The sequence below is a fragment of the Mycolicibacterium monacense genome (assembly GCF_010731575.1).
Taxonomy (GTDB): domain Bacteria; phylum Actinomycetota; class Actinomycetes; order Mycobacteriales; family Mycobacteriaceae; genus Mycobacterium; species Mycobacterium monacense.
In genome coordinates this window covers 3,726,893-3,751,988 of sequence record NZ_AP022617.1, presented here as the reverse complement: position 1 = coordinate 3,751,988, position 25,096 = coordinate 3,726,893, and the positions used below count along the sequence as shown (strand labels likewise).

Below are 25,096 nucleotides of genomic sequence, written 5' to 3'. Positions count from 1 at the left end.
CCAAGAAATGGCACGTAAAGGCATTCTGGGCACCAAGCTGGGCATGACGCAGGTGTTCGACGAGAACAACAAGGTCGTGCCGGTGACGGTCGTCAAGGCCGGCCCCAACGTCGTGACCCGGATCCGTACCCCCGAGCGGGACGGTTACAGCGCGGTGCAGATCGCCTACGGCGAGATCAGCCCCCGCAAGGTCAACAAGCCGGTGACCGGTCAGTTCGCCGCCGCCGGCGTCAACCCGCGCCGCCATCTCGCCGAGCTCCGGCTCGACGACGAGTCCGCGGCCGCTGACTACGAGGTCGGCCAGGAGCTCACGGCGGAGGTCTTCTCCGACGGCGCCTACGTCGACGTCACCGGCACCAGCAAGGGCAAGGGCTTCGCCGGCACCATGAAGCGGCATGGGTTCAAGGGCCAGGGCGCCGCGCACGGCGCCCAGGCCGTGCACCGCCGGCCCGGTTCGATCGGTGGCTGTGCCACCCCGGGCCGCGTGTTCAAGGGCACCCGCATGTCGGGCCGTATGGGCAGCGACCGGGTGACCACGCAGAACCTGGTCGTGCACAAGGTCGATGCCGCCAACGGCGTTCTGCTCATCAAGGGCGCCATCCCCGGCCGCAACGGTGGACTGGTGATGGTCCGCAGCGCAATCAAGCGAGGCGAGAAGTAAATGGCAACCACAATTGAGGTCAAGACGCCGGCCGGGACCACCGACGGCTCCGTCGAGCTGCCTGCTGAGCTGTTCGACGTCGAGGCCAACATCGCGCTGATGCATCAGGTCGTGACCGCGCAGCTGGCCGCCAAGCGGCAGGGCACGCACTCGACCAAGACCCGCGGTGAGGTCTCCGGCGGCGGCAAGAAGCCGTACCGGCAGAAGGGCACCGGCCGCGCACGTCAGGGTTCGACCCGGGCGCCGCAGTTCACCGGTGGTGGCACCGTCCACGGCCCGCAGCCGCGCGACTACAGCCAGCGCACCCCGAAGAAGATGATCGCCGCCGCCCTGCGCGGGGCGCTGTCGGACCGGGCGCGCAACGGCCGTATCCACGCGGTCACCGAGCTGGTGGAGGGTCAGACCCCGTCGACCAAGAGCGCCAAGGCGTTCCTGTCGACGCTGACCGAGCGTAAGCAGGTCCTGGTCGTGATCGGCCGCGCCGACGAGACCAGCGAGCGCAGCGTGCGCAACCTGCCCGGCGTTCACATCATCTCGCCGGATCAGCTCAACACCTACGACGTGCTCAAGGCCGACGACGTGGTGTTCAGCGTCGAGGCCCTGAACGCCTACATCAACGCGCAGACAGCACGTACTGAAAAGGAAGGTGCTTCGGCCTGATGGCAACCGTGACAGATCCCCGCGACATCATCCTGGCGCCGGTCATCTCCGAGAAGTCCTACGGGCTGATCGAGGACAACGTCTACACGTTCATCGTGCACCCGGACTCGAACAAGACCCAGATCAAGATCGCCATCGAGAAGATCTTCAAGGTCAAGGTCGATTCGGTGAACACGGCCAACCGGCAGGGCAAGCGCAAGCGCACCCGCAGCGGCTTCGGCCAGCGCAAGAGCACCAAGCGCGCGATCGTGACCCTGGCCGCGGGAAGCAAGCCGATCGACCTGTTCGGAGCTCCGGCCTGAGCCGGGCGAGAAGCTAGAGAGACTTAATAGAAATGGCAATTCGCAAGTACAAGCCGACGACCCCGGGTCGCCGCGGTGCCAGCGTCTCCGATTTCGCCGAGATCACTCGCTCGACCCCGGAGAAGTCGCTGGTCCGTCCGCTGCACGGTAAGGGCGGACGCAACGCGCACGGCCGCATCACCACCCGGCACAAGGGCGGTGGCCACAAGCGTGCCTACCGGGTGATCGACTTCCGTCGCCACGACAAGGACGGCGTCGACGCCAAGGTCGCGCACATCGAATACGACCCGAACCGCACCGCGAACATCGCACTGCTGCACTACCTGGATGGCGAGAAGCGCTACATCATCGCGCCGTACGGGCTGAAGCAGGGCGCGATCGTGGAGTCCGGCGCCAACGCCGACATCAAGCCGGGTAACAACCTGCCGCTGCGCAACATCCCCGCGGGCACCGTGATCCACGCCGTGGAGCTGCGGCCCGGCGGCGGTGCGAAGCTCGCCCGCTCGGCCGGTGTCAGCATCCAGCTGCTGGGCAAGGAGGGCAGCTACGCCTCCCTGCGTATGCCGTCCGGTGAGATCCGTCGCGTCGACGTGCGCTGCCGCGCCACCGTCGGCGAGGTGGGCAACGCCGAGCAGGCCAACATCAACTGGGGCAAGGCCGGCCGTATGCGGTGGAAGGGCAAGCGCCCGACCGTCCGCGGTGTCGTGATGAACCCGGTCGACCACCCGCACGGCGGTGGTGAGGGCAAGACCTCCGGTGGTCGCCACCCGGTCAGCCCGTGGGGTAAGCCCGAGGGCCGCACCCGCAAGCCGAACAAGCCGAGCGACAAGCTCATCGTCCGACGCCGGCGCACCGGCAAGAAGCGCTAGGCCGGGGAAGGAACAACAGCGATGCCACGCAGCCTGAAGAAGGGCCCGTTCGTCGACGACCATCTGCTCAAGAAGGTCGACGTCCAGAACGACAAGAACACCAAGCAGGTCATCAAGACCTGGTCGCGTCGGTCGACCATCATCCCTGACTTCATCGGGCACACCTTCGCGGTCCACGACGGCCGCAAGCACGTGCCGGTGTTCGTCACCGAGGCGATGGTCGGGCACAAGCTGGGCGAGTTCGCCCCCACCCGCACCTTCAAGGGTCACATCAAGGATGACCGGAAGAGCAAGAGGCGATGACAACAGCAACGACGAATCCGTCCACGTACCCCAATGCGATGGCGGTCGCCCGCTACGTCGGCATCTCGGCGAGCAAGGCGCGCCGGGTCATCGATCTGGTCCGCGGCAAGAGCGTCGAGGAAGCCCTCGACATCCTGCGGTGGGCGCCTCAGCAGGCCAGTGAGCCGGTCGCCAAGGTGATCGCCAGCGCCGCGGCCAACGCGCAGAACAACGAGGGTCTCGACCCGTCGACGCTGGTGGTCGCGACCATCCACGCCGACGAGGGCCCGACGGCCAAGCGCATCCGCCCGCGCGCCCAGGGGCGTGCGTTCCGGATCCGCAAGCGCACCAGCCACATCACCGTGATCGTCGAGAGCCGGCCGAGCCGTGGCGGCGCCGGCGAGTCCGCCGGTGGCGCACGCGCGCGCCGCGCCCAGGGCAGCAAGGCCGCTGCGGCGAAGAAGGCCCCGGCCAGCTCGTCGAAGAAGGCCGCAACGACCACTGAAGCTTCCGAAGAAGCGAAGGGAGGCTCGCAGTAGTGGGCCAGAAGATCAACCCGCACGGCTTCCGCCTCGGCATCACCACCGACTGGAAGTCGCGGTGGTACGCAGACAAGCAGTACAAGGACTACGTCAAGGAAGACGTGGCGATCCGCCGGCTGCTGGCCACGGGTCTCGAGCGCGCCGGCATCGCCGACGTGGAGATCGAGCGCACCCGTGACCGCGTTCGGGTGGACATCCACACCGCGCGTCCCGGCATCGTGATCGGTCGCCGCGGCACCGAGGCCGACCGCATCCGCGCCGACCTGGAGAAGCTCACCAAGAAGCAGGTGCAGCTCAACATCCTCGAGGTGAAGAACCCCGAGTCGGTGGCGCAGCTGGTCGCCCAGGGTGTCGCCGAGCAGCTCTCCAATCGTGTGGCGTTCCGCCGCGCGATGCGCAAGGCGATCCAGTCGGCGATGCGTCAGCCGAACGTCAAGGGCATCCGGGTGCAGTGCTCCGGCCGCCTCGGCGGCGCCGAGATGAGCCGCTCGGAGTTCTACCGCGAAGGCCGCGTCCCGCTGCACACACTGCGTGCCGACATCGACTACGGCCTCTACGAGGCCAAGACCACCTTCGGCCGCATCGGCGTGAAGGTGTGGATCTACAAGGGCGACATCGTCGGTGGCAAGCGTGAGCTGACCGCCGCGGCGCCCGCGGGTGCCGACCGCCCGCGCCGTGAGCGTCCGTCGGGCAGCCGCCCGCGTCGCAGCGGTGCATCGGGTACCACGGCCACCAGCACCGACGCCGGTCGTGCCGCCAGCGGCACCCAGGAAGCCCCGGCTGCGGCCGAGGCCGCGGCCGGCACCGAGGCAGCTGCCGGCGCGGCCGCCGAAACGACCACCCAGAATCCAGGGAGCTGAGCATGCTGATCCCTCGTAAGGTCAAGCACCGCAAGCAGCATCACCCCCGACAGCGCGGCATCGCCAGCGGTGGCACGACGGTGAGCTTCGGTGACTATGGCATCCAGGCGCTCGAGCACGCCTACATCACCAACCGGCAGATCGAGTCCGCTCGTATCGCCATCAACCGGCACATCAAGCGTGGCGGCAAGGTGTGGATCAACATCTTCCCGGACCGTCCGCTGACCAAGAAGCCCGCCGAGACCCGCATGGGTTCCGGTAAGGGTTCGCCCGAGTGGTGGGTCGCCAACGTCAAGCCCGGCCGTGTGCTCTTCGAGCTGAGCTACCCGGACGAGAAGACCGCGCGTGACGCGCTGACCCGCGCGATCCACAAGCTGCCGATCAAGGCGCGCATCGTGACCAGAGAGGAGAACTTCTGATGGCAGTTGGAGTTTCGCCTGGTGAACTGCGCGAACTGAGCGACGACGAGCTGATCGAGCGGCTGCGTGAGTCGAAGGAAGAGCTGTTCAACCTTCGCTTCCAGATGGCCACGGGGCAGCTGTCCAACAACCGCCGGCTTCGTGTCGTGCGGCAGGAGATTGCGCGCGTGTACACCGTGCTGCGCGAACGTGAACTGGGCCTGGCATCCGGGCCCGCAGGTGAGGAATCGTAATGGCAGAGACCGCCAAGGGACCGGCGTACACCCCGCGCACCGAGAAGCCGCGTAACCGCCGCAAGACGGCCATCGGCTACGTGGTCAGCGACAAGATGGAAAAGACCATCGTGGTCGAGCTGGAATCCCGCAAGAGCCACCCGCTCTACGGGAAGATCATCCGGACCACCAGCAAGGTCAAGGCGCATGACGAGAACGGCGACGCCGGTGTCGGCGACCGCGTCTCGCTGATGGAGACCCGCCCCCTGTCGGCCACCAAGCGGTGGCGGCTGGTGGAGGTCCTCGAGAAGGCCAAGTAAAGGCCGAATCAGCCACGTCCTCCACGACGACGGACGACCCGACACGCATCGCGTGTCGGGTTTTTCCGTTTCAGGCGTGGCTGATTCGGGCGGCGATGCCGTCGAGCAGTTGCGCGAGCCCGGCCCGGAATCCGGAGTCCTCGCCATCGGCGTCGTCGAATACGCCGGCGTCGACGGCCGCCGCCAACGCGGGCAGCCTCTCGGCATCGACCACGCGGCGCAGGACAGCGGGATAGCTGACGGGGTGGTCCGCGGTGTCGGCCCGGTCCCCGCCCAGTGCGGCCGCGCCACGCACGAAATGCAGGACCGCCATGACGGCGGCCAGCTTGTCACGTTCGGTGAGGCCCGTGCCGGCAAGGGCCGCCAACCCGGCGTCCAGCCACGCCAGCTGGCCCGGGTCCAGCGGTGGGCCGAACGACGCGGTGGCCAGAATCCACCGGTGCCGGTGGTAGACGGCCCAGAGGCCGTGTGCCCAGGTTTCGACGGCCGCCCTCCAACCCTCCTCCCGGCGGGCCGGCGGCGGGCCCGGCGCCTGCGAGACCATGAACGTCAGCAGTTCGTCCTTATTGGCGATGTGCCGGTAGAGCGACATCGTGCCGCAGTTCAGGCGCTCGGCCAACCGTGCCATCGACAGCGCGCCCAGCCCCTCGGCATCGGCCAGTTCAATCGCTGCGGCCACGATGAGTTCCCGGCTGAGCCCGCCCTGACGAGCCCCCCTCGCGGGCGGCTCCTGCCAGAGCAGCTCGAGCGCGCGGGGGAGTGGCGCCTCTTCGTCCTGGCCCGACATCGACTCGACAATATCGTGTGCGCCCTCGATGCGTATCGCGTACGCTCCTTGCGTATGGCATACGCATCAACGGGTGGGCGGCGAACGGCGCTGACCCTTTTGGTCCTCGTCGTCGTCGGGTTTCTCGCGTATTCGCTGCCGCCATATCTCACCGGTGATTCGCGCGTCCCGCCGACGTTCTCTCTGCACCACCCCCTCCTCGTCGCCCACGTCCTGCTGGCCACCGTCGCGATGGTGGCTGTCGTTGCGCAGATCTGCGCCAAGCGCTCCCGCCTGCACCCCTGGATCGGGCGGATTTACGTGTGCACGGCCATCCCGGCAGCGGTATCGGCGTTGGTGATCGGCGCGCTGACACCGTTCGGGCCGGTTCTCGCTGCGAGTAACGTGGTCCTCGCGACGCTGTGGCTGTGGTTCACGCTCAACGGGTATCGGCAGGCTCGTCGGCGCCGGTTCGGGGGACATCGGGCCGCGATGATCTACAGCAGCGCACTCGCGCTGTCGGTGATCACCAACCGCATCTGGACGCCGCTGCTCGCCATAACCCTGAATCCATTGCAGCAGAACCTGTTCGAGGGTGACGACGAAGCCTACCTGTACCTGGTCGCCGGACTCGGTGGTTGGCTGGGCTGGCTCGTACCCCTGCTCACCGTGCGGTGCTGGATGCATCGTCGGCGCGTGACCGTACCGTCATCCAAACCCCACAAGCCGGAGACACAGCCGGTGTAATCTCCGTGCGTGCTCACGGAATTCAACGGCAAGATCGAACTGGACATCCGCGATTCCGAGCCCGACTGGGGCCCGTACGCCGCGCCGACCGCACCCGAGGACGCGCCCAACGTGCTGTACCTCGTGTGGGATGACACCGGTATCGCGACGTGGGACTGCTTCGGCGGTCTGGTCGAGATGCCGGCGATGAGCCGTATCGCCGAACGCGGTGTGCGCCTGTCGCAGTTCCACACCACGGCGCTGTGCTCGCCGACCCGTGCCTCCCTGCTCACCGGTCGCAACGCGACGACCGTCGGGATGGCCACCATCGAGGAGTTCACCGACGGCTTCCCGAACTGCAGCGGCCGCATCCCTTTCGACACCGCGCTGATCTCGGAGGTCCTCGCGGAGAACGGCTACAACACCTACTGCGTCGGCAAGTGGCACCTGACCCCGCTCGAGGAGTCGAATCTGGCTGCCACCAAACGACACTGGCCGCTGTCTCGTGGGTTCGAACGGTTCTACGGCTTCATGGGCGGCGAAACCGACCAGTGGTATCCCGAACTCGTCTACGACAACCACCCGGTCGCCCCGCCCGGCACCCCCGAGGACGGCTATCACCTGTCGAAGGACCTCGCGGACAAGACGATCGAGTTCATCCGCGACGCCAAGGTGATCGCCCCCGACAAACCGTGGTTCTCCTACGTCTGCCCGGGTGCCGGCCACGCCCCGCACCACGTGTTCAAGGAATGGGCCGACCGCTACGCGGGCCGCTTCGACATGGGCTACGAGGCCTACCGCGAGATCGTGCTGGAGAACCAGAAACGCCTCGGCATCGTCCCGTCGGACACCGAGCTCTCACCGATGAACCCGTACGCCGACGTCACCGGGCCCAACGGGGAGCAGTGGCCCGTCCAGGACACTGTGCGGCCGTGGGATTCCCTGTCCGACAATGAGAAACGGCTCTTCTGCAGGATGGCGGAGGTCTTCGCCGGATTCCTGTCCTACACCGATGCGCAGATCGGCCGGATCCTCGACTACCTGGAGGATTCGGGTCAGCTCGACAACACGATCATCGTGGTGATCTCCGACAACGGGGCCAGCGGCGAAGGCGGACCCGACGGTTCGGTCAACGAGACGAAGTTCTTCAACGGCTACATCGACACCGCCGAGGAGGGGCTCAAGGTCATCGACGATCTCGGTGGCCCGCACACCTACAACCACTATCCGACCGGCTGGGCGATGGCGTTCAACACGCCCTACAAACTGTTCAAGCGCTACGCCTCCCATGAGGGCGGCATCGCCGACACCGCGATCATCTCGTGGCCCGACGGCATCGCCGCCCACGGTGAGGTGCGGGACAACTACGTCAACGTCTGCGACATCACCCCGACGGTGTACGACCTGCTGGGGCTCACCGCCCCGGCCTCCGTGCGCGGGGTGCCGCAGAAACCGCTTGACGGTGTGAGTTTCAAAGTGACACTGGATAATCCGACCGCGCCCACCGGCAAGGAGACCCAGTTCTACTCGATGCTCGGCACCCGGGGGATCTGGCACCAGGGCTGGTTCGCCAACACCGTGCACGCGGCGTCGCCGGCCGGCTGGTCGCATTTCGACGACGACCGCTGGGAGTTGTTCCACATCGAGGCCGACCGCGCCCAGGTGCGCGATCTGGCCGCCGAACACCCGGAGAAACTCGAGGAACTCAAGGCGCTGTGGTTCAGCGAGGCCGCCAAGTACAACGGGCTGCCGCTCGGCGATCTCAACATCTTCGACACCATCGGGCGGTGGCGGCCCAGCCTGTCGGGTGCGCGGGACGCCTACGTGTACTACCCGGGCACCGCGGATGTCGGAACCGGCGCCGTCGTGGAGGTCCAGGGCCGCTCGTTCGTGGTGCTGGCCGAGGTCACCGTCGACGACGACACCGCACAGGGTGTGGTGTTCAAACACGGTGGCGCACACGGCGGTCACGTGATGTACGTGCAGGACGGCCGGCTGCACTACACGTACAACTTCCTCGGCGAGACCGAACAGAAGATGACGTCGTCGGTGCCGATCACCGAAGGCCGGCACACCTTCGGGATCGCCTACACCCGGACCGGAACCGTCGAGGGCAGCCACACCCCCCTCGGTGACGCCGTGCTCTACGTCGACGACGACGAGGTCGCCTCCTACCCGGGCATGATGAGCCACCCCGGGACGTTCGGACTGGCCGGCGCCACGCTCTCGGTGGGCCGCAACAGCGGATCCCCGGTCTCGCGGGCCTACCGGCCGCCGTTCGACTTCACCGGCGGCACCATCGCCCAGGTCTCGTTCGACGTCTCCGGCAAGCCCTACCTCGACCTGGAACGCGAGTTCGCCCGGGCCTTCGCGAAGGACTGACCCTCTACGCTGAAGAGATGCTGACCGAGCTGGTCGAACTGCCGGGCGGCACCTTCCGGATGGGCTCCACGCAGTTCTATCCGGAGGAAGTGCCGGTGCACACGGTGACCGTCGCCGACTTCGCGATCGAGCGCCATCCCGTCACCAACGCACAGTTCGCCGAGTTCGTCGACGCCACCGGCTACGTCACGATCGCCGAACAGGCCCTCGATCCCGCGCTGTATCCAGGTGTGCCGCCGGCCGATCTGGTGCCGGGCGCGCTGGTGTTCCAGCCGACCGCGGGGCCGGTCGACCTGCGGGACTGGCGGCAGTGGTGGACGTGGTCGCCGGGCGCGTGCTGGCGTCACCCGCTCGGCCCGGAGTCGAGCTGGCACGACCGTCCGGACCACCCCGTCGTCCAGGTCGCCTACCCGGACGCCGCCGCCTACGCGAAATGGGCCGGCCGGCGACTGCCCACGGAGGCGCAGTGGGAATACGCCGCACACGCGGGCGCGGCCACCACCTATCCGTGGGGTGACGACCCGCAACCGGGCGGACGGCTGATGGCCAACACCTGGCAGGGCCGGTTCCCGTACCGCAACGACGGTGCGCTCGGCTGGGTCGGCACGTCGCCGGTGGGCACGTTCCCCGCCAACGGCTTCGGCCTGGTCGACATGATCGGCAACGTGTGGGAGTGGACGACGACGCGGTTCTCGGCGCACCACCGTCCCGACGGCGCCGTCGAATCGTGCTGCGGGCCCGCCGATCCCGATCCGTCGGTCAACCAGGCGCTCAAGGGCGGCTCGCACCTGTGCGCGCCCGAGTACTGCCACCGGTACCGGGCCGCCGCGCGGTCACCGCAGTCACAGGACAGCGCGACGACGCACATCGGGTTCCGCTGCGTCGCCTGAGCTGCGGAGGCTGACCTGCGGCGATTTGGTTCTCTGCAGGTCCTCACCTAGAATCAAACGGTTGCCTTGGGCAGACCTCGGCCGATCCGCAATGCTTGACGCTCTTCGCGCAAGCGCTCATCGCGGATCAGCCCTGCGTGCTCTTCGGTGACAGCAAGGACCGCGTACGTCAGGTCGGTATCTGGCGTGCAGACATAACCAGGTCAGGAGATCGAGTGATTCAGCAGGAATCGCGGTTGAAGGTCGCCGACAACACGGGCGCCAAGGAGATCTTGTGCATCCGCGTGCTCGGTGGTTCATCGCGACGCTACGCAGGCATCGGTGATGTCATCGTGGCCACCGTCAAGGAAGCCATCCCCGGCGCCAACGTCAAGCGCGGCGACGTGGTCAAGGCCGTTGTGGTGCGCACCGTCAAGGAACGCCGCCGCGCCGATGGCAGCTACATCAAGTTCGACGAGAACGCCGCCGTGATCATCAAGAACGACAACGATCCGCGCGGTACCCGCATCTTCGGGCCCGTCGGCCGTGAACTGCGCGAGAAGCGCTTCATGAAGATCGTCTCGCTCGCCCCGGAGGTGTTGTAGATGAAGGTCCACAAGGGCGACACCGTGCTGGTGGTCTCCGGTAAGGACAAGGGCGCCAAGGGCAAGGTCATCCAGGCCTACCCCACGCGCAACAAGGTCCTCGTCGAGGGCGTCAACCGCATCAAGAAGCACACCGCTGTCTCGAGCAACGAGCGCGGCGCATCGTCGGGCGGCATCGTCACGCAGGAGGCGCCGATCCACGTGTCCAACGTGATGGTGGTCGACTCCGACGGCAACCCCACCCGCATCGGTTACCGCGTCGACGAAGAGACCGGCAAGAAGGTGCGTGTCTCCAAGCGCAACGGCAAGGACATCTGAGATGACTACCGCAGAGAAGACCCTCCCGCGCCTCAAGCAGCGCTACCGCGAGGAGATCCGCGAGTCGCTGCAGCAGCAGTTCGGCTACGCCAACGTGATGCAGATCCCGGGCGTCGTGAAGGTCGTCGTCAACATGGGTGTCGGTGACGCCGCCCGCGACGCGAAGCTGATCAACGGCGCGGTCAACGACCTCGCGCTGATCACCGGCCAGAAGCCGGAGATCCGTCGCGCCCGCAAGTCCATCGCCCAGTTCAAGCTGCGCGAAGGTATGCCGATCGGTGCCCGCGTGACCCTGCGCGGCGACCGCATGTGGGAGTTCCTCGACCGCCTGGTCGCGATCGCGCTGCCGCGTATCCGCGACTTCCGCGGCCTGAACCCCAAGCAGTTCGACGGCACCGGCAACTACACCTTCGGCCTGACCGAGCAGTCGATGTTCCACGAGATCGACGTGGACAGCATCGACCGCCCGCGCGGTATGGACATCACCGTCGTCACCTCGGCGACGACCGACGACGAAGGACGAGCGCTGTTGCGGGCGCTGGGCTTCCCCTTCAAGGAGAACTGAGCTAATGGCAAAGAAAGCACTGGTCAACAAGGCCAACAAGAAGCCGAAGTTCAAGGTGCGCGGGTACACCCGCTGCCAGCGCTGCGGTCGCCCGCACGCCGTCTTCCGCAAGTTCGGCCTGTGCCGGATCTGCCTGCGCGAGATGGCCCACGCCGGCGAACTGCCCGGTGTGCAGAAGTCCAGCTGGTAAGCCAGCCCAACCACTAACAGAGCAGTTGCGGAAGGCCCTGGAACCCGAATCTCGGGACTGGGAACCGCCGCGAGAAAGGTGAACCGGCTGTCATGACCATGACGGATCCGATCGCAGACTTCTTGACACGTCTGCGCAACGCCAATTCGGCGTACCACGATGAGGTGACTCTGCCGCACTCGAAGATCAAGGCGAACATCGCCGAGATCCTCAAGTCCGAGGGTTACATCTCCGATTACCGCACCGAGGACGCCCGCGTGGGCAAGTCCCTGGTGGTCCAGCTCAAGTACGGCCCCAGCCGTGAGCGCAGCATCGCCGGCCTGCGACGGGTTTCCAAGCCCGGTCTGCGGGTCTACGCGAAGTCGACCAATCTGCCCCGAGTGCTCGGTGGCCTGGGCGTGGCGATCATCTCCACGTCCTCGGGCCTGCTCACCGACCGTCAGGCAGCACGATCCGGCGTGGGCGGCGAAGTCCTCGCGTACGTGTGGTGAGGGGGTAGGAAACATGTCGCGTATTGGAAAGCAGCCGGTTCCGGTTCCCGCCGGAGTCGATGTGACGATCGAAGGTCAGAACGTATCGGTGAAGGGGCCCAAGGGCACTCTGTCGCTGGCGGTCGCCGAGCCGATCGTCGTGGCGCGTGATGACGAGGGCGCCATCGTGGTGACCCGGCCCAACGACGAGCGGCGCAACCGCTCGCTGCACGGGCTGTCCCGCACCCTGGTGGCCAACCTGGTCGAGGGCGTCACGCAGGGATACACCACCAAGATGGAGATCTACGGCGTCGGTTACCGCGTCGCGCTCAAGGGTTCCAACCTGGAGTTCGCGCTCGGTTACAGCCACCCCGTGGTCATCGAGCCGCCGGAGGGCATCACCTTCGCGGTCGAGACGCCCACGAAGTTCTCGGTCTCGGGTATCGACAAGCAGAAGGTCGGCCAGATCTCGGCGATCATCCGCCGTCTGCGCCGCCCCGACCCGTACAAGGGCAAGGGCGTGCGTTACGAGGGTGAGCAGATCCGCCGCAAGGTCGGAAAGACAGGTAAGTAAGCGATGGCTACAGCTGAAGCAACCAAGCAGCACAAGCCGGTCGGGGCGAGCATCTCCCAGACGCGCCGGCGGGACCGCATCCGTCGCCACGCACGGCTGCGCAAGAAGGTCTCGGGTACCGCGCAGCGGCCGCGTCTGGTCGTCAACCGCTCCTCGCGGCACATCCACGTACAGTTGGTGGACGACCTCACCGGCACGACGCTGGCCGCCGCCTCCTCGATCGAGGCGGACGTGCGGGCGGTCGACGGTGACAAGAAGGCGCACAGCGTGCGGGTCGGTCAGCTGATCGCCGAGCGCGCGAAGGCGGCGGGTATCGACGAGGTGGTGTTCGACCGTGGCGGTTACAGCTACGGCGGACGTATCGCCGCTCTCGCCGACGCCGCTCGCGAAGGCGGGCTGAAGTTCTGATGACCGACGTGTACAAGACTGGAAGGACTGCATGATGGCCGAGCAGGCAACCAATGCCGGGCCGGCGACATCCGACGGCCGCGGCTCGCGGGGTGACCGCGATGGTCGTGGCCGCCGCGACGACCGTGGCGGCCGTGGCCGCGACGGCGGTGACAAGAGCAATTACCTGGAGCGCGTCGTCTCGATCAACCGCGTCTCCAAGGTGGTCAAGGGTGGCCGTCGCTTCAGCTTCACCGCCCTGGTGATCGTCGGTGACGGCAACGGCATGGTCGGTGTCGGCTACGGCAAGGCCAAGGAAGTTCCGGCCGCCATCGCCAAGGGTGTCGAGGAGGCTCGTAAGGGCTTCTTCCGCGTGCCGCTGATCGGCGGGACCATCGTGCACCCGGTGCAGGGTGAGGCCGCCGCGGGCGTCGTCATGCTGCGTCCGGCGAGCCCCGGTACCGGTGTGATCGCCGGTGGTGCGGCGCGTGCGGTGCTGGAATGCGCCGGCGTCCACGACATCCTGGCCAAGTCTCTGGGCAGTGACAACGCGATCAACGTCGTGCATGCCACCGTTGCCGCGCTCAAGCAGATCCAGCGTCCTGAAGAGGTCGCGGCCCGTCGCGGGCTGCCCCTCGAGGACGTCGCGCCGGCCAGCATGCTCAAGGCCCGGCGTGAGGCCGACGCGCTCGCCGCGTCCTCGTCACGTGAAGGGTCGGTGTGATCATGGCCGAACTGAAGATCACCCAGGTGCGCGGCACCATCGGTGCGCGCTGGAACCAGCGGGAGAGCCTGCGCACGCTCGGCTTGCGGAAGATCCGCCAGTCGGTCGTCCGTGAGGACAACGCGCAGACCCGCGGGCTCATCAAGACCGTGCACCACCTCGTCGTCGTAGAGGAGGTCTGAGACGATGACTGAGCCGATCAAGCTCCATGACCTGCGCCCCGCGCCCGGGTCGAAGACCGCCAAGACGCGAGTCGGCCGCGGTGAGGGCTCGAAGGGTAAGACCGCGGGTCGCGGCACCAAGGGCACCAAGGCCCGCAAGAACGTCCCGTCGACGTTCGAGGGTGGCCAGATGCCGATCCACATGCGGCTGCCGAAGCTCAAGGGCTTCCGTAACCGCTTCCGCACCGAGTACGCCGTCATCAACGTCGGCGACCTCGGCCGGCTGTTCCCGAACGGTGGGGACATCGGTGTCGACGAACTGGTGGCCTCCGGCGCCGTCCGCAAGAACACGCTGGTGAAGGTGCTCGGCGACGGCAAGCTGGCCGCGGCGGTCAACGTGACCGCTCACAAGTTCAGCGACAGTGCCCGCGAGAAGATCACGGCGGCAGGCGGTTCGGCGACCGAGCTGTCCTGACACGTCCGCAGGGAACCCCGGCGCACCTCGGTGTGCCGGGGTTTTCGCGTTTTGTCGGCATGTGCCGTCAGACGATCGGTGAAGGATCCCGGACGGCCGGCTATTCCCGGGCGGGCTCGGGCGGCCATAGCGTTTCACGTATGAAAACAGTGCTCATCACCGGTTGCTCCTCTGGCTACGGACTCGCGACCGCACAGCGGTTCCACCGCGAGGGCTGGAACGTCGTCGCCACCATGCGCACCCCCCGCGACGAGGTGTTGGCGCCGGGGGAGCGGCTGACCGTGCTGCCCCTAGACGTGACGGACCCGGCAAGCATCGTCGACGCCGTCGCCTCGGCCGGTCCCATCGATGTGCTCGTCAACAACGCGGGCATCGGAGCCGTCGGCGCGTTCGAGGCCATGCCGATGTCGCTCGTCCGGGAGTTGTTCGAGACCAACACCTTCGGGGTGATGGCGATGACCCAGGCGGTGATTCCCCAGATGCGCGAGCGGCGTTCGGGTGTCGTGGTCAACGTGACGTCGTCGGTGACGCTGACGGCGATGCCGCTGGCGGCCGCCTACACCGCGAGCAAGATGGCCGTCGAAGGGTTCACCGCGTCGCTGGCGTTGGAGCTCGAATTCTTCGGTTTGCGAGCCAAACTCGTGCAGCCTGGCTACGGACCGTCGACGCAGTTCGCCGCCAACGGCAGCGATCGCATGGACGGAGTGATCCCCGAGTCGTATGCAGCGTTCGCGGAGCCGGTCTTCGCCGCATTCGGCCAACCCGGTCCGGTGACCACGGCGGAGGACGTGGCGACGGTGGTGCTGCGCGCCGCCGGTGACACGTCGGGACAGTTGCGATTTCCGGCCGGGGCGGATGCGGTGGCGTTGGCTGCTTCGGCCTAATAGTTTGTCGGGCGTGAACCCTGACGACGCGTTGGGGCCGGTCGAGATGCTGGTGTCTCTGCTGCGACCGAAGACGGTCGAGTCGAAGATCATCAGTGGCGCCGGCGAGTGGAGCGTGCGCGAGCCGCGCTACGCCGACCCTGCGTTCTGCGTGATGCTCGAGGGTTCATGCGTGCTGCGACTCGACGGCTACCACCCGATCGAACTGCATGCGGGCGACTTCATGCTCCTGACGGACATGCCCGAGTTCGTCATGTCGAGCGGGCACGGCGCCATGTCGACGGTTCTGGCGGCGGGACTGGCGAACGGGGTGGCGCGCCACGGTGACCCCGATGGTCCCGCGTCGATGCGGATGCTAGGCGGGTACTTCCGGTTCGAGCGGGAGAACGCGCCGCTGCTGGCACCGCTGTTGCCGCGGATCGTCCTGGTGCGTCACGACGAGCCCCGGGCTTCGCGGTTGAGCCGGATCGTCGCGCTGATCAGCGAGGAGACCAGATCAGCGGTGCCGAGTGAACTGATCCTCGTGCGCCTCGTCGAGGTGCTCCTGGTCGAGGCCATGCGCTTGCGAGCCGCACCGGTGGAGGGTGTGGAGCGGGGTCTGGTCGCTGGGTTGGACGATCCTGTGCTCGCGCCTGCGCTCCGGAAGATGCACACCGACATCGCTTTCGGCTGGACGGTCGAACGGCTAGCCCGGACGGCCGGGGTGTCGCGGGCGGTGTTCGCCGAAAGATTCAGCCGCACAATGGGTATGCCGCCGATGCAGTATCTGGCGCAGTGGCGGATGGCGCTCGCGAAGGAAATGCTCCGCACGGAAGACGTGTCGATGGCGGAGGTGGCGCGCCGGACGGGGTACCTGTCGGCGAGCGCGTTCACCACCGCGTTCACCCGGATGACGGGGACTTCGCCGAGTGCCTTCGCGCGGGCTACGGTCTGAGTTCTGGACGGTGTTGTCCCCAGCGGTGAATTCATCCACAGGCGTGGGGTTTTCGGGGGTTGCGTGTCAGACCCGTCTGCCAGAATCGAAGACATGTTCGATGGTTCGTTGCCCGGGATCGGCGACTTCTCCGCGCTCAGTGACGCGGAGTTGGTGGCCGCCTCGGCAGGCTGGGGACGCGCCGAAAACGCGGCCGCCGCCCGCAAACTGGCCGCCATGGCCGAACTGTTCCGCCGCCGCACCGGCTGCGACACCGCCACCGACCGCCACAACTGGTTCGTCGACCCCGACGCCAACGCCGTCAGCGAACTGGCCGCCGCCCACAACATCACCGAACGCCTGGCCATGTTCCAAACCCACCGCGCCGTCGCCCTCACCGACCGACTCCCCCAGGTCGCCGCCCTGTTCACCGCCGGACTGATCACCGACCTGCTGGTCCGCGCCATCGTGACCCGCACCGCCCTGATCACCGACCCCACCCTGATGGCCGCCGTCGACACCGACCTGGCCGCCCAGATCACCAGCTGGGGACCCCAATCAGAAAAGAAGACCCTCGCCGCCATCGACGCCATCGTCGAAACCCACGACCCCGGCGCGCTACGGCGGGTCAAAGACGCCGAACAAGACCGCGGCCTGCAATTCGGCTTCATCAGCGACGCCGCCGGCTTCATGACCGTCTGGGCCCGCATGTACGCCCCCGACGGCGCCGCCTTCGAACAACGCGTCACCGACATGGCCCACACCGTCTGCGACGAGGACCCCCGCACCGCCGACGAACGCCGCAACGACGCCCTGGCCGCCGTCGCCACCGGCACCCACCTGCGCTGCGAATGCCCCAACCCCGACTGCCCCGGCCACCGCGACACACAACCCACCAAAGACGTCGTCGTCCACATCGTCACCACCGAAGAAACACTCGACGCCGCCCGCACTCAAACCGAAACGCAGCCCGAGCCCGAAGCGGAGCCGCACGCGGAGACTGAGCCAGAGCCGGAGCCCGAGCCGGAAGCGGAAGGAGCGGCCACGCCCACCCCTCAGCAGTCAGCCTGCCGCGCACCGGCATTCGTCATCGGCGCCGGAGTCACCAACCCCACCGTGCTCGCCGCCTTCCTCCACCGCGCCCGCCTCCGCACCATCCAGCACCCCGGCAACGCGGCACCCGAACCCCACTACCGGCCCTCGGCAGCCCTGCAGGACTTCGTGCGCTGCCGCGACCTGACCTGCCGATTCCCCGGCTGCGACGCCCCGGCCACCCGCTGCGACATCGACCACACCGTGCCCTGGCCGGCCGGACCGACCTGCGCCGCCAACCTCAAATGCCTGTGCCGAAAACACCACCTGCTCAAAACCTTCTGGACCGGTGAAAACGGGTGGTACGAACAACAATTCACCGACGGCGCCATCGTGTGGACCTCACCGAGCGGGCAGACCTACACCACCCGCCCCGGCAGCGCGCTGCTGTTCCCGACCCTGTGCACCCCGACCGCCGAGGCGCCGATCCAACCCACCAAGAACACCAAAGACACCACCACCGACCGCGGCCTCAAAATGCCCAAACGCCGCCGCACCCGCGCCCAAAACCGCGCCCGCCGCATCCAAGAAGAACGCCGACTCAACGACGACCTCGTCGCCGAACGCAACAAACCCCCACCGTTCTGAGGCAGGGCCACCTCAAGCGAGTTGCGGAAGCACCTCGGCGGCAAGTCGTTCCATCTGCTCGCGGTCTTCTGCGACCGTGGCGCCGACGGGGTTGCACAGCACCATCTGCGCGCCGGCGGCGATGACCGCCCGCAAACCCTGCGCCACCTCATCGGGTGTACCGGCCACCGGGACCGCGTCGATGCCGGCCATGTTGCCGTAGATGCGCTCCAACCCGGTCATGACACGTTCCCTGGCGCGCGTCGCGTCATCGTCGACCATCAGGTACACACGCTTGCCGATCCGGAATCGCGTTGCATCACGGCCTTGCTCGTCGAGTTCGCGGCGCACCACCCGCACCGCGGCTGCGAAGCTCTCGGTGCTCGACGAGCCCGCGCCCAGGAACCCGTCGCCATGCCGCACCGCACGGGCCAGCGCCGCAGGGGCGTTGGCGCCGAACCAGATCGGTGGATGCGGACGCTGGATCGGCTTGGGCTGGATGGGGAGATCGTCGACGTCGCGGAACCGTCCGTGGAAGGTGACCCGCGGCTCATCGGACCACGCCGCCTTCATCAGCTCCAGCCCCTCGGTGAAGTACCCGACGAACGTCTCCCGGGCCACGCCAAACGCTGCGAACTTCCGGCGCCCACCGCCGGGCGCCACGCCGACGTCGAGCCGTCCGTGGCTGAGCCGATCGACGGCCGTCACCGATGCCGCCAATTGCAGCGGATCGTGCAGCGACGACACCAGCACCCCGACGCCGAGCCGCAGCCGTGTCGTACACGCCGCCGCGTACGCCAGCAGTTCCAACGGTGCGATCAGCGGTGTCGGCCCGATCGGCTGCTCCAACACCCAACCGCCCTCGAAGTCCAACTCCTCCGCCCGGGTCAGATAGCTCTTCACACCATCGGCGTCGAAGCCGTCGGGATCGAACTGGGGGATCGAAATCGAGAACCGCACACCATCACGGTACGGCGGCCCCGCCGGCACACCCCCGCGCGCCGGTACCCTCGGTCCTATGTTCGCCTTCCTACCCGGCATCCCCGGCGCCGACGATGTGCGCGCCCTGGTGCGACGGGTCGACACCGCACGCCACAAGGGCATCCCCAACGGCTGCGTGCTCGAACTCGACCTCATGTCGGTGCCGCCGGAGACCAGCGGATTCGACCCGTTGGCGATGATCTCCGCCGGCGGGCGTCCCATGGTGCTCCGCCAGGTCGTCGCCGCCATCCACCGCGCCGCCGACGACGACCGCGTCGCCGGTCTGATCGCGCGCGTGCAGATCTCCGCCGCGCCCGCCGCGCCGGTTCAGGAACTGAGGGAGGCCATCGCCGCCTTCAGCGCGAAGAAGCCCTCGGTCGCCTGGGCCGAGACCTATCCCGGCACGCTGTCCTACTACCTGGCCTCGGCCTTCCGCGAGGTGTGGATGCAGCCGTCCGGCACCGTCGGCCTCGTCGGCTTCGCCACCAGCGCCCTGTTCCTGCGCGATGCCCTCGACAAGGCCGGCATTCAGGCTCAGTTCACCGCGCGCGGCGAATACAAGTCGGCGGCAAACCTTTTCACGCAGGACAGCTACACCGAGCCCCATCGCGAAGCGGACAGCCGACTCATCGAGAGCCTGAACCAGCAGGTGCTCACCGCCGTCGCCGAATCCCGAAAGCTGAACCCGGACGACATCGACGCCCTGGCCGACAAGGCGCCGCTGCTGCGTGACGCAGCGGTGGACGGAGGTCTGGTCGACCGCATCGGCTTCCGCGACGAGGCCTATGCGCGGGTCGCCGAACTCGCCGGCGCCGAAGGTGTTACGCCCCAGAACACCGACAGCCCCGACGCACCGCCGCGGCTGTTCCTGTCCCGCTACGCCCGCGCCACCGCGCCGGGTGGGGGCCCGTCGATCCCCGGCCGCAAAGCCAAGCCCACCATCGCCGTCGTCACGCTGCACGGGCCGATCGTCAGCGGCCGCGGCGGTCCGGGTCTGTCGCCCTTGGGCAATTCGAGCGCAGGCGGGGACACCATCGCCGCCGCATTGCGCGAAGCCGCCGCCGACAAGGACGTCTCGGCGATCGTGCTCCGGGTCGAGAGCCCCGGCGGATCGGTGACCGGGTCCGAGACCATCTGGCGCGAGGTGCTGCGCACCCGCGAGGGCGGAACCCCCGTCGTCGCCTCCATGGGTGCGGTGGCCGCATCCGGCGGCTACTACGTCTCGATGGGTGCCGACGCCATCGTCGCCAACCCCGGCACCATCACCGGATCGATCGGCGTCGTCACCGGCAAGCTCGTGGCGCGCGAACTCAAGGACCGTCTCGGCGTCGGCTCGGACTCGGTGCGCACCAACGCCAATGCCGATGCCTGGTCGGCCAATTCGCCGTTCACCGACGAACAGCAGGCGCATGTCGAGGCCGAGGCCGACCTGTTCTACACCGACTTCGTCGAACGCGTCGCCGACGGCCGTGGGCTGTCCGTCGACGAGGTCGCCGAGGTGGCGCGGGGCCGGGTGTGGACCGGTGCCGACGCCAAGGACCGTGGACTGGTCGACGAGCTCGGCGGTCTGCGCACCGCGATCGACCGGGCCAAGGTGCTCGCCGGACTGGAGCCCGACACCGACGTCCGCATCGTCGGCTACCCGGCGTCGTCGCTACTCGACCTGCTGCGCCCCAAACAGTCCTCACAACCCGCCGCGGCGTCGCTGCCCGATGCCCTCGGGGTGCTCGTCGGCCGGTCGGTGGTCAGCCTGATCGACCAGGCCGAGCGGACCGTGAGCGGCGTCAACGCGATGTGGCTGGGGGATTACCGGTTCTGATACGTGCCGCTGACATAGACGATCTCGCCGAGCGGGTCGTTGTCGTGCGCCACCATCGGCACCCCGTGCTTGGCGAACAGGTCCGTGCGCGGGAGGCCGGCCATCGTCCATCCCAGTGACGTCAGGTACTCCATGACGTGTTTGCGCTCGCCGTGGTAGACCAGCGACGGCATGTCCAGGTCCAGTCCGCGTTCACGCATCTGCGCGGATGCGGCCCTGGCCTTCTCGGCGTCGAAGTTCAAGATCCCCGGCACGTACTCGGTCGCCACCGTGCTGCCCGTCGCGCTCAGCGCAGTGACGTTGTCGAACAACAGATCCTGGGCCTCCGGCGGTAAATAGATCAGCAGCCCCTCGGCGCACCACGCCGTCGGCGCAGCGCTGTCGAACCCGGCCGCCCGGAGCGCGGCGGGCCAGTCCTCCCGCAGGTCGATCGCGACGGTCCGCCGCTCCGCGGTCGGCTCGGCCCCGATCCCGGCCAGTGTGGACGTCTTGAAGTCGATCACCGCCGGTTGGTCGATCTCGTAGACCACCGTGCCGTCGGGCCACGGCAGCCGGTAGGCGCGCGAGTCCAGACCCGACGCGAGGATCACCACCTGACGGATGCCGCCGGCGGTGGAGGCCAGGAAGTAGTCGTCGAAAAACCGTGTCCGCAAGGCCATCTCATCGATGCGCGCCTGCATCTCCGCGGCCGAGGACGGATCCAGTTCGGTCATGTCGAACTCGCCGTCGGCGACCTTGGTGAAGAACTCGATACCGACCGCGCGTACCAGCGGCGCGGCGTACGGGTCGTCGATGAGACCGCGCGGATCCCGGGTCGCGACCGCCCGGCCTGCCGCCACCATCGCGGCGGTGGCGCCGACGCTCGATGCCACGTCCCAACTGTCACCCTCGGCGCGTGCCATGGCCTACCTCGTTTCGAGAGTCCCCGTGAGATATCCAGAGTCGGAGGCCACGGCGGCCAGGTCCTCCGGATACTCGAATCCGTTGGCAGCGTACGCCTGTGTCGACGTGAGCACCTCGATCCGCCACCCGCTGCAGCCACGCGTCGACGGGCCGTGCGCGTACTCCTACCTTCTGGTTGCGGTCACGGCGAGCGACTGGCGCAGCGCCTCGACTGCCTCGCCGGTGGGGAACGGCCGCCCGTAGTGGGCGAACATGTCCGGTCGGCTGCGCGCCTCGACCTCCCAGCCTCGTTCGCGCAGATAGTCGACCACCGGGTTGCGTTCACCGTCGTAGAACAGGTCGGCCATGTCGAGGTCGAGGCCGTGGCGGCGCCACTCCTCGGCCATCCGCTGCGAGCTCGCGCCGATCCGCGCGCCCGCATCCGGGTGGAACTCGGTGGCCAACCGGCTGCCCGGCGCCGACAACGCCGTGATGTTGTCGAACAGCCGGTCCTGCGCGTCGGGCGGCAGATAGATCAGCAGCCCCTCGGCGATCCAGGCCGTTGGGGCGGTCGGGTCGAACCCCCGGTCGCGCAGCGCGCGTGGCCAGTCGTCGCGCAGGTCGATCGCGACGGTGCGCAGTTCGGCGGCGGGGGAGGCGCCGAGGTCGGCGAGCGTGCGGGTCTTGAACTCGATCACCTCGGGCTGGTCGATCTCGTAGACCACCGACCCGGACGGCCACGGCAACCGGTAGGCGCGGGCGTCGAGACCCGACGCGAGGATCACCGCCTGCGGCAGACCGGAGGACAGGAAGAAGTCGTCGAAGAACCGGGTGCGCACCGCCATGACATCGGTCATCACCGCCAGCATCGCGGCGTTGTCCGCCTCGAGCGTGATCTCCCCGTCGAGGAGTTTGACGAAGTACTCCACCCCGACCGCACGGACGAGCGCATCGGCGTAAGGATCGTCGATCAGGGCCTCGGGCCCTCGGCTCGCCACCGCGCGCGCCGCGGCGACCATCGTCGCGGTGGCCCCGACACTGGAGGCCAGGTCCCAGCTGTCCTCGTCGCTGCGTGCCATCGCCGGGCCCCCTACTTGACCGCGGTCACGTAACGGACGTCGGCGAAGTTGGCGCTGGAGTCCTCGGCCGACTGGAGCCCGCACTTCTCCAGCAGGGCCGTGGCGGTGATGCTGTCGGTCCGCCAGCCGCGTTCGCCGAGGTAGGCCGCCACCTCGGCGCGTTCACCGGTGTAGACCAACTCGGAGAAGTCGAGGTCGAACCCGAACTGACGCCACTGGTCACGGACCGCCTGCATCCGCTCGCGGATCTGCTCATCGTCGGCGTCGGGAGAGCTCACCACGCCCTCGACGGCCAGCCGGCTCCCCGGCGGGCTGAGTTCGGTGATCTGATCGAGCAGCCGGTCCTGCGCCTCGGGCGGCAGGTAGCCGAACAGCCCCTCGGCGATCCACGCCGACGGTTCGGTGCGGTCGAATCCGGCGGCCTCCAGCGCCCCGATCCAGTCGTCGCGCAGGTCCACCGGAACCGTCCGGTGGTCGGCGGTCGGCTTCGCGCCGAGCCGGGCGAGGGTGTCGCTCTTGAAGGTGATGACGCCGGGCTGGTCGATCTCGAAGACGACGGTGCCCGCGGGCCACGGCAGCCGGTAGGCGCGCGAGTCCAACCCGGAGGCGAGGATGACCGCCTGACGCACCCCGGCGTCGGCGGCGTCGGAGAAGAAGTCGTCGAAGAAACGGGTGCGCGCGGCCATCCCGTCGGCGAAGCGGTCCATGTTGCCCGCGCCGCCGGTGGCGTCCGGGTCGAGGTCGGTCGGCGTGAGGTCCCCGGTGGCGAGCCGCGTGAAGAAGTCGACACCCACCGCGCGGACCAGGGGTTCGGCGAACGGATCGTCGATGACCGCGTCGGGCGCTCGGGTGGCCACGGCCCGGGCCGCGGCGACCATGGTGGCGGTGGCGCCGACGCTGGACGCCAGATCCCACGTGTCGTTGTCGGTACGTGCCATCGGTTGACCCCTTGTCGAGATAGCGACCCATCGAGTTACTTAGCTGGATTAACCAGCTTGCGCCGACTGTACGCTTCGATCCTGTAGGCAATCTGCGAGCGCGCAGCGATGCGGGCATGCCCGGTGGCAACTGTTACTCTCGTAGACTGTTTGACGCGTGCCGCTAGCAGGCGAGATTCCTGTCCGAGACGGTGCGTGTGACTTGACCATGACGCTGGTTTGTCCAGCCCCATTTGGCACGCCGCGCTCAAGAGGTCGGCTGCGCAGGAGGAAAGAGTGCTTTCGGCTTTCATCTCGTCGCTGCGGACGGCTGACCTGAGGCGCAAGATCCTGTTCACGCTGGGTGTGGTCCTGCTCTATCGGGTCGGCGCCTCGTTGCCGTCCCCCGGGGTCAACTACCCGAACGTGCAGGAGTGCATCGCGCAGGTCAGTGGCGGTGAATCGGGTCAGATCTATTCGCTGATCAACCTGTTCTCCGGTGGTGCGCTGCTCCAGCTGTCGGTGTTCGCGGTGGGCGTCATGCCCTACATCACCGCGAGCATCATCGTGCAGCTGTTGACCGTGGTGATCCCGCGGTTCGAGCAGCTGCGCAAGGAGGGCCAGGCCGGTCAGTCGAAGATGACGCAGTACACGCGTTATCTGGCGGTCGCGCTGGCGGTCCTGCAGTCCACCAGCATCGTCGCGCTGGCCGCCAACGGCGGTCTGCTGCAGGGCTGCGCGCTCGACATCATCGAGGATCAGGCGATCTTCTCGCTGCTGGTCATCGTGCTGGTCATGACGGCGGGCGCCAGCCTGGTCATGTGGATGGGTGAGCTGGTCACCGAACGCGGTATCGGCAACGGTATGTCGCTGATCATCTTCGCCAGCATCGCGGCGGCCATGCCGGGTGAGGGCAAGTCGATCCTGGACAGCCGCGGCGGCATGGTGTTCGCCGCCGTCTGCGCGGGCGCGCTGATCATCATCATCGGCGTCGTCTTCGTCGAGCAGGGCCAGCGCCGCATCCCGGTGCAGTACGCCAAGCGCATGGTCGGGCGCCGGATGTACGGCGGCACGTCGACCTACCTGCCGTTGAAGGTCAACCAGGCCGGCGTCATCCCCGTCATCTTCGCCTCGTCGCTGATCTACATCCCGCACCTGGTCACCCAGTTGATCCAGAGCGGCAGTTCCAATCCAGGCACCGGGTGGTGGGAACGTTTCGTCGCGGAGTACCTGACCGACCCGAGCAGCCCCTGGTACATCGGGATCTACTTCGCGCTGATCATCTTCTTCACCTACTTCTACGTGTCCATCACGTTCAACCCGGACGAGCGGGCCGACGAGATGAAGAAGTTCGGCGGCTTCATCCCCGGTATCCGCCCCGGCAAGCCGACCGCCGACTACCTCCGTTACGTGCTGAGCCGGATCACGCTGCCCGGCTCGATCTACCTGGGCTTGATCGCCGTGCTGCCCAACCTGTTCGCCAACGTCGGCAGCAGCGGCCCCGTGCAGAACCTCCCCTTCGGCGGCGTCGGGGTGCTGATCATGATCGGCGTGGGTCTGGACACCGTGAAACAGATCGAAAGCCAGCTCATGCAGCGCAACTACGAGGGCTTTTTGAAGTGA

33 protein-coding genes are annotated in these 25,096 nt (G+C 67.7%); 28 read left to right on the top strand and 5 right to left on the bottom strand.

Features of this window, described 5'->3' with window-relative positions; genetic code table 11:
• Positions 1-7 precede the first annotated feature (7 nt).
• Genes rplC through rpsQ form a run of 10 tightly spaced genes read left to right on the top strand, consistent with a single transcriptional unit; the run spans position 8 to position 5,127 of the window.
• Positions 8-661, top strand: coding sequence for a 50S ribosomal protein L3 (gene rplC, locus G6N49_RS18050; RefSeq protein ID WP_011558429.1), 654 nt, complete (start codon positions 8-10; stop codon positions 659-661).
• Positions 662-1,321, top strand: a complete 660-nt coding sequence (gene rplD / locus G6N49_RS18045) for a 50S ribosomal protein L4 (protein ID WP_011558430.1) — start codon at positions 662-664, stop codon at positions 1,319-1,321.
• Positions 1,321-1,623 (top strand): 50S ribosomal protein L23, encoded by a 303-nt coding sequence (rplW, locus tag G6N49_RS18040; RefSeq protein WP_011558431.1) that lies wholly within the window; start codon positions 1,321-1,323, stop codon positions 1,621-1,623. Before rplD ends, rplW begins: the two co-directional genes overlap by 1 nt.
• Positions 1,624-1,655: 32 nt before the next feature.
• Positions 1,656-2,492: a 50S ribosomal protein L2 gene (rplB, locus tag G6N49_RS18035; RefSeq protein ID WP_011558432.1), complete on the top strand. Its 837-nt coding sequence runs from the start codon at positions 1,656-1,658 to the stop codon at positions 2,490-2,492.
• 21 nt (positions 2,493-2,513) lie between these two features.
• Positions 2,514-2,795, top strand: a complete 282-nt coding sequence (gene rpsS, locus G6N49_RS18030) for a 30S ribosomal protein S19 (RefSeq protein ID WP_011558433.1) — start codon at positions 2,514-2,516, stop codon at positions 2,793-2,795.
• A complete protein-coding gene (gene rplV / locus G6N49_RS18025; protein WP_064916101.1) occupies positions 2,792-3,313 on the top strand; it encodes a 50S ribosomal protein L22 in 522 nt (173 codons plus the stop codon). Before rpsS ends, rplV begins: the two co-directional genes overlap by 4 nt.
• Positions 3,313-4,176: a 30S ribosomal protein S3 gene (gene rpsC / locus G6N49_RS18020; RefSeq protein WP_011558435.1), complete on the top strand. Its 864-nt coding sequence runs from the start codon at positions 3,313-3,315 to the stop codon at positions 4,174-4,176. Before rplV ends, rpsC begins: the two co-directional genes overlap by 1 nt.
• Before the next feature lie 2 nt (positions 4,177-4,178).
• The gene (gene rplP, locus G6N49_RS18015) at positions 4,179-4,595 is read left to right on the top strand and encodes a 50S ribosomal protein L16 (protein WP_011558436.1); all 417 of its coding nucleotides are present in this window, start codon (positions 4,179-4,181) and stop codon (positions 4,593-4,595) included.
• Positions 4,595-4,828: a 50S ribosomal protein L29 gene (gene rpmC, locus G6N49_RS18010; protein ID WP_011558437.1), complete on the top strand. Its 234-nt coding sequence runs from the start codon at positions 4,595-4,597 to the stop codon at positions 4,826-4,828. The genes rplP and rpmC overlap by 1 nt, the downstream gene beginning before the upstream one ends.
• A complete protein-coding gene (rpsQ, locus tag G6N49_RS18005) occupies positions 4,828-5,127 on the top strand; it encodes a 30S ribosomal protein S17 (RefSeq protein ID WP_011854813.1) in 300 nt (99 codons plus the stop codon). Before rpmC ends, rpsQ begins: the two co-directional genes overlap by 1 nt.
• 70 nt (positions 5,128-5,197) lie before the next feature.
• On the opposite strand, the gene G6N49_RS18000 is transcribed toward rpsQ, so the two are convergent.
• Positions 5,198-5,914, bottom strand: coding sequence for a TetR/AcrR family transcriptional regulator (locus G6N49_RS18000; protein WP_011854814.1), 717 nt, complete (start codon positions 5,912-5,914; stop codon positions 5,198-5,200).
• A 54-nt stretch (positions 5,915-5,968) separates the two neighbouring features.
• Here G6N49_RS18000 and G6N49_RS17995 point away from each other — a divergent pair, with 54 nt between their 5' ends.
• From G6N49_RS17995 to G6N49_RS17920, 16 genes are all read left to right on the top strand, one after another.
• The gene (locus G6N49_RS17995) at positions 5,969-6,640 is read left to right on the top strand and encodes a DUF2306 domain-containing protein (protein WP_011854815.1); all 672 of its coding nucleotides are present in this window, start codon (positions 5,969-5,971) and stop codon (positions 6,638-6,640) included.
• Between the two features lie 9 nt (positions 6,641-6,649).
• Complete coding sequence (locus G6N49_RS17990) at positions 6,650-9,001, top strand: arylsulfatase (protein ID WP_083045324.1); 2,352 nt, start codon at positions 6,650-6,652, stop codon at positions 8,999-9,001.
• 17 nt (positions 9,002-9,018) lie between these two features.
• Positions 9,019-9,891 (top strand): formylglycine-generating enzyme family protein, encoded by an 873-nt coding sequence (locus G6N49_RS17985; protein WP_011558440.1) that lies wholly within the window; start codon positions 9,019-9,021, stop codon positions 9,889-9,891.
• 215 nt (positions 9,892-10,106) lie between these two features.
• The gene (rplN, locus tag G6N49_RS17980; RefSeq protein ID WP_011558441.1) at positions 10,107-10,475 is read left to right on the top strand and encodes a 50S ribosomal protein L14; all 369 of its coding nucleotides are present in this window, start codon (positions 10,107-10,109) and stop codon (positions 10,473-10,475) included.
• Positions 10,476-10,793 carry a 50S ribosomal protein L24 gene (gene rplX / locus G6N49_RS17975; RefSeq protein ID WP_011558442.1) on the top strand — a complete coding sequence of 106 codons (318 nt, stop codon included), beginning with the start codon at positions 10,476-10,478 and terminating at the stop codon, positions 10,791-10,793.
• Between the two features lies 1 nt (position 10,794).
• Entirely contained in the window at positions 10,795-11,358 is a 564-nt protein-coding gene (gene rplE, locus G6N49_RS17970; RefSeq protein ID WP_011558443.1) for a 50S ribosomal protein L5, read from the top strand.
• Between the two features lie 4 nt (positions 11,359-11,362).
• Positions 11,363-11,548, top strand: coding sequence for a type Z 30S ribosomal protein S14 (locus G6N49_RS17965; protein WP_011558444.1), 186 nt, complete (start codon positions 11,363-11,365; stop codon positions 11,546-11,548).
• Positions 11,549-11,640: 92 nt separating this feature from the next.
• Positions 11,641-12,039, top strand: coding sequence for a 30S ribosomal protein S8 (gene rpsH, locus G6N49_RS17960; protein ID WP_011558445.1), 399 nt, complete (start codon positions 11,641-11,643; stop codon positions 12,037-12,039).
• A gap of 13 nt (positions 12,040-12,052) precedes the next feature.
• Positions 12,053-12,592 (top strand): 50S ribosomal protein L6, encoded by a 540-nt coding sequence (rplF, locus tag G6N49_RS17955; protein ID WP_011558446.1) that lies wholly within the window; start codon positions 12,053-12,055, stop codon positions 12,590-12,592.
• A 3-nt stretch (positions 12,593-12,595) separates the two neighbouring features.
• The gene (rplR, locus tag G6N49_RS17950; protein ID WP_011558447.1) at positions 12,596-13,000 is read left to right on the top strand and encodes a 50S ribosomal protein L18; all 405 of its coding nucleotides are present in this window, start codon (positions 12,596-12,598) and stop codon (positions 12,998-13,000) included.
• Between the two features lie 31 nt (positions 13,001-13,031).
• Positions 13,032-13,703 carry a 30S ribosomal protein S5 gene (gene rpsE, locus G6N49_RS17945; RefSeq protein ID WP_011558448.1) on the top strand — a complete coding sequence of 224 codons (672 nt, stop codon included), beginning with the start codon at positions 13,032-13,034 and terminating at the stop codon, positions 13,701-13,703.
• A 2-nt stretch (positions 13,704-13,705) separates the two neighbouring features.
• A complete protein-coding gene (gene rpmD / locus G6N49_RS17940) occupies positions 13,706-13,885 on the top strand; it encodes a 50S ribosomal protein L30 (protein ID WP_011854818.1) in 180 nt (59 codons plus the stop codon).
• 4 nt (positions 13,886-13,889) lie between these two features.
• Positions 13,890-14,339: a 50S ribosomal protein L15 gene (gene rplO / locus G6N49_RS17935; protein WP_011558450.1), complete on the top strand. Its 450-nt coding sequence runs from the start codon at positions 13,890-13,892 to the stop codon at positions 14,337-14,339.
• 140 nt (positions 14,340-14,479) lie between these two features.
• The gene (locus G6N49_RS17930) at positions 14,480-15,223 is read left to right on the top strand and encodes an SDR family oxidoreductase (protein ID WP_083045325.1); all 744 of its coding nucleotides are present in this window, start codon (positions 14,480-14,482) and stop codon (positions 15,221-15,223) included.
• On the top strand, positions 15,195-16,157 hold the full coding sequence (locus G6N49_RS17925; protein ID WP_083045326.1) for an AraC family transcriptional regulator: 963 nt from the start codon (positions 15,195-15,197) through the stop codon (positions 16,155-16,157). The genes G6N49_RS17930 and G6N49_RS17925 overlap by 29 nt, the downstream gene beginning before the upstream one ends.
• Positions 16,158-16,250: 93 nt before the next feature.
• On the top strand, positions 16,251-17,816 hold the full coding sequence (locus tag G6N49_RS17920; RefSeq protein ID WP_197913485.1) for an HNH endonuclease signature motif containing protein: 1,566 nt from the start codon (positions 16,251-16,253) through the stop codon (positions 17,814-17,816).
• 12 nt (positions 17,817-17,828) lie between these two features.
• Here the strand turns inward: G6N49_RS17920 and G6N49_RS17915 are convergent, their stop codons facing one another.
• Positions 17,829-18,755 (bottom strand): LLM class flavin-dependent oxidoreductase, encoded by a 927-nt coding sequence (locus G6N49_RS17915; RefSeq protein ID WP_011854822.1) that lies wholly within the window; start codon positions 18,753-18,755, stop codon positions 17,829-17,831.
• Positions 18,756-18,813: 58 nt separating this feature from the next.
• Between G6N49_RS17915 and sppA the strand changes: the two genes are divergently transcribed.
• Positions 18,814-20,595: a signal peptide peptidase SppA gene (sppA, locus tag G6N49_RS17910; protein WP_011854823.1), complete on the top strand. Its 1,782-nt coding sequence runs from the start codon at positions 18,814-18,816 to the stop codon at positions 20,593-20,595.
• On the opposite strand, the gene G6N49_RS17905 is transcribed toward sppA, so the two are convergent.
• The 3 genes from G6N49_RS17905 to G6N49_RS17895 form a co-directional block, all read right to left on the bottom strand.
• Positions 20,583-21,497 (bottom strand): class I SAM-dependent methyltransferase, encoded by a 915-nt coding sequence (locus G6N49_RS17905; protein WP_011854824.1) that lies wholly within the window; start codon positions 21,495-21,497, stop codon positions 20,583-20,585. The two genes, sppA and G6N49_RS17905, sit on opposite strands and share 13 nt — an antisense overlap.
• A gap of 165 nt (positions 21,498-21,662) precedes the next feature.
• On the bottom strand, positions 21,663-22,556 hold the full coding sequence (locus G6N49_RS17900) for an SAM-dependent methyltransferase (RefSeq protein WP_011854825.1): 894 nt from the start codon (positions 22,554-22,556) through the stop codon (positions 21,663-21,665).
• An 11-nt stretch (positions 22,557-22,567) separates the two neighbouring features.
• Positions 22,568-23,494 carry a class I SAM-dependent methyltransferase gene (locus G6N49_RS17895; RefSeq protein WP_011854826.1) on the bottom strand — a complete coding sequence of 309 codons (927 nt, stop codon included), beginning with the start codon at positions 23,492-23,494 and terminating at the stop codon, positions 22,568-22,570.
• A gap of 276 nt (positions 23,495-23,770) precedes the next feature.
• Here G6N49_RS17895 and secY point away from each other — a divergent pair, with 276 nt between their 5' ends.
• A complete protein-coding gene (secY, locus tag G6N49_RS17890) occupies positions 23,771-25,096 on the top strand; it encodes a preprotein translocase subunit SecY (RefSeq protein ID WP_011558461.1) in 1,326 nt (441 codons plus the stop codon).

What these genes read in the sequence shown, in the direction of transcription:
- rplC (WP_011558429.1), top strand. Translation starts at nt 8, where the DNA reads ATGGCACGTAAAGGCATTCTGGGCACCAAGCTGGGCATGACGCAGGTG.
- rplD (WP_011558430.1), top strand. Translation starts at nt 662, where the DNA reads ATGGCAACCACAATTGAGGTCAAGACGCCGGCCGGGACCACCGACGGC.
- rplW (WP_011558431.1), top strand. Translation starts at nt 1,321, where the DNA reads ATGGCAACCGTGACAGATCCCCGCGACATCATCCTGGCGCCGGTCATC.
- rplB (WP_011558432.1), top strand. Translation starts at nt 1,656, where the DNA reads ATGGCAATTCGCAAGTACAAGCCGACGACCCCGGGTCGCCGCGGTGCC.
- rpsS (WP_011558433.1), top strand. Translation starts at nt 2,514, where the DNA reads ATGCCACGCAGCCTGAAGAAGGGCCCGTTCGTCGACGACCATCTGCTC.
- rplV (WP_064916101.1), top strand. Translation starts at nt 2,792, where the DNA reads ATGACAACAGCAACGACGAATCCGTCCACGTACCCCAATGCGATGGCG.
- rplP (WP_011558436.1), top strand. Translation starts at nt 4,179, where the DNA reads ATGCTGATCCCTCGTAAGGTCAAGCACCGCAAGCAGCATCACCCCCGA.
- rpmC (WP_011558437.1), top strand. Translation starts at nt 4,595, where the DNA reads ATGGCAGTTGGAGTTTCGCCTGGTGAACTGCGCGAACTGAGCGACGAC.
- rpsQ (WP_011854813.1), top strand. Translation starts at nt 4,828, where the DNA reads ATGGCAGAGACCGCCAAGGGACCGGCGTACACCCCGCGCACCGAGAAG.
- G6N49_RS18000 (WP_011854814.1), bottom strand. Translation starts at nt 5,914, where the DNA reads ATGTCGGGCCAGGACGAAGAGGCGCCACTCCCCCGCGCGCTCGAGCTG.
- G6N49_RS17995 (WP_011854815.1), top strand. Translation starts at nt 5,969, where the DNA reads ATGGCATACGCATCAACGGGTGGGCGGCGAACGGCGCTGACCCTTTTG.
- G6N49_RS17985 (WP_011558440.1), top strand. Translation starts at nt 9,019, where the DNA reads ATGCTGACCGAGCTGGTCGAACTGCCGGGCGGCACCTTCCGGATGGGC.
- rplX (WP_011558442.1), top strand. Translation starts at nt 10,476, where the DNA reads ATGAAGGTCCACAAGGGCGACACCGTGCTGGTGGTCTCCGGTAAGGAC.
- rplE (WP_011558443.1), top strand. Translation starts at nt 10,795, where the DNA reads ATGACTACCGCAGAGAAGACCCTCCCGCGCCTCAAGCAGCGCTACCGC.
- G6N49_RS17965 (WP_011558444.1), top strand. Translation starts at nt 11,363, where the DNA reads ATGGCAAAGAAAGCACTGGTCAACAAGGCCAACAAGAAGCCGAAGTTC.
- rpsH (WP_011558445.1), top strand. Translation starts at nt 11,641, where the DNA reads ATGACCATGACGGATCCGATCGCAGACTTCTTGACACGTCTGCGCAAC.
- rplF (WP_011558446.1), top strand. Translation starts at nt 12,053, where the DNA reads ATGTCGCGTATTGGAAAGCAGCCGGTTCCGGTTCCCGCCGGAGTCGAT.
- rplR (WP_011558447.1), top strand. Translation starts at nt 12,596, where the DNA reads ATGGCTACAGCTGAAGCAACCAAGCAGCACAAGCCGGTCGGGGCGAGC.
- rpsE (WP_011558448.1), top strand. Translation starts at nt 13,032, where the DNA reads ATGATGGCCGAGCAGGCAACCAATGCCGGGCCGGCGACATCCGACGGC.
- rpmD (WP_011854818.1), top strand. Translation starts at nt 13,706, where the DNA reads ATGGCCGAACTGAAGATCACCCAGGTGCGCGGCACCATCGGTGCGCGC.
- rplO (WP_011558450.1), top strand. Translation starts at nt 13,890, where the DNA reads ATGACTGAGCCGATCAAGCTCCATGACCTGCGCCCCGCGCCCGGGTCG.
- G6N49_RS17930 (WP_083045325.1), top strand. Translation starts at nt 14,480, where the DNA reads ATGAAAACAGTGCTCATCACCGGTTGCTCCTCTGGCTACGGACTCGCG.
- G6N49_RS17925 (WP_083045326.1), top strand. Translation starts at nt 15,195, where the DNA reads ATGCGGTGGCGTTGGCTGCTTCGGCCTAATAGTTTGTCGGGCGTGAAC.
- G6N49_RS17920 (WP_197913485.1), top strand. Translation starts at nt 16,251, where the DNA reads ATGTTCGATGGTTCGTTGCCCGGGATCGGCGACTTCTCCGCGCTCAGT.
- sppA (WP_011854823.1), top strand. Translation starts at nt 18,814, where the DNA reads ATGTTCGCCTTCCTACCCGGCATCCCCGGCGCCGACGATGTGCGCGCC.
- G6N49_RS17905 (WP_011854824.1), bottom strand. Translation starts at nt 21,497, where the DNA reads ATGGCACGCGCCGAGGGTGACAGTTGGGACGTGGCATCGAGCGTCGGC.
- G6N49_RS17900 (WP_011854825.1), bottom strand. Translation starts at nt 22,556, where the DNA reads ATGGCACGCAGCGACGAGGACAGCTGGGACCTGGCCTCCAGTGTCGGG.
- G6N49_RS17895 (WP_011854826.1), bottom strand. Translation starts at nt 23,494, where the DNA reads ATGGCACGTACCGACAACGACACGTGGGATCTGGCGTCCAGCGTCGGC.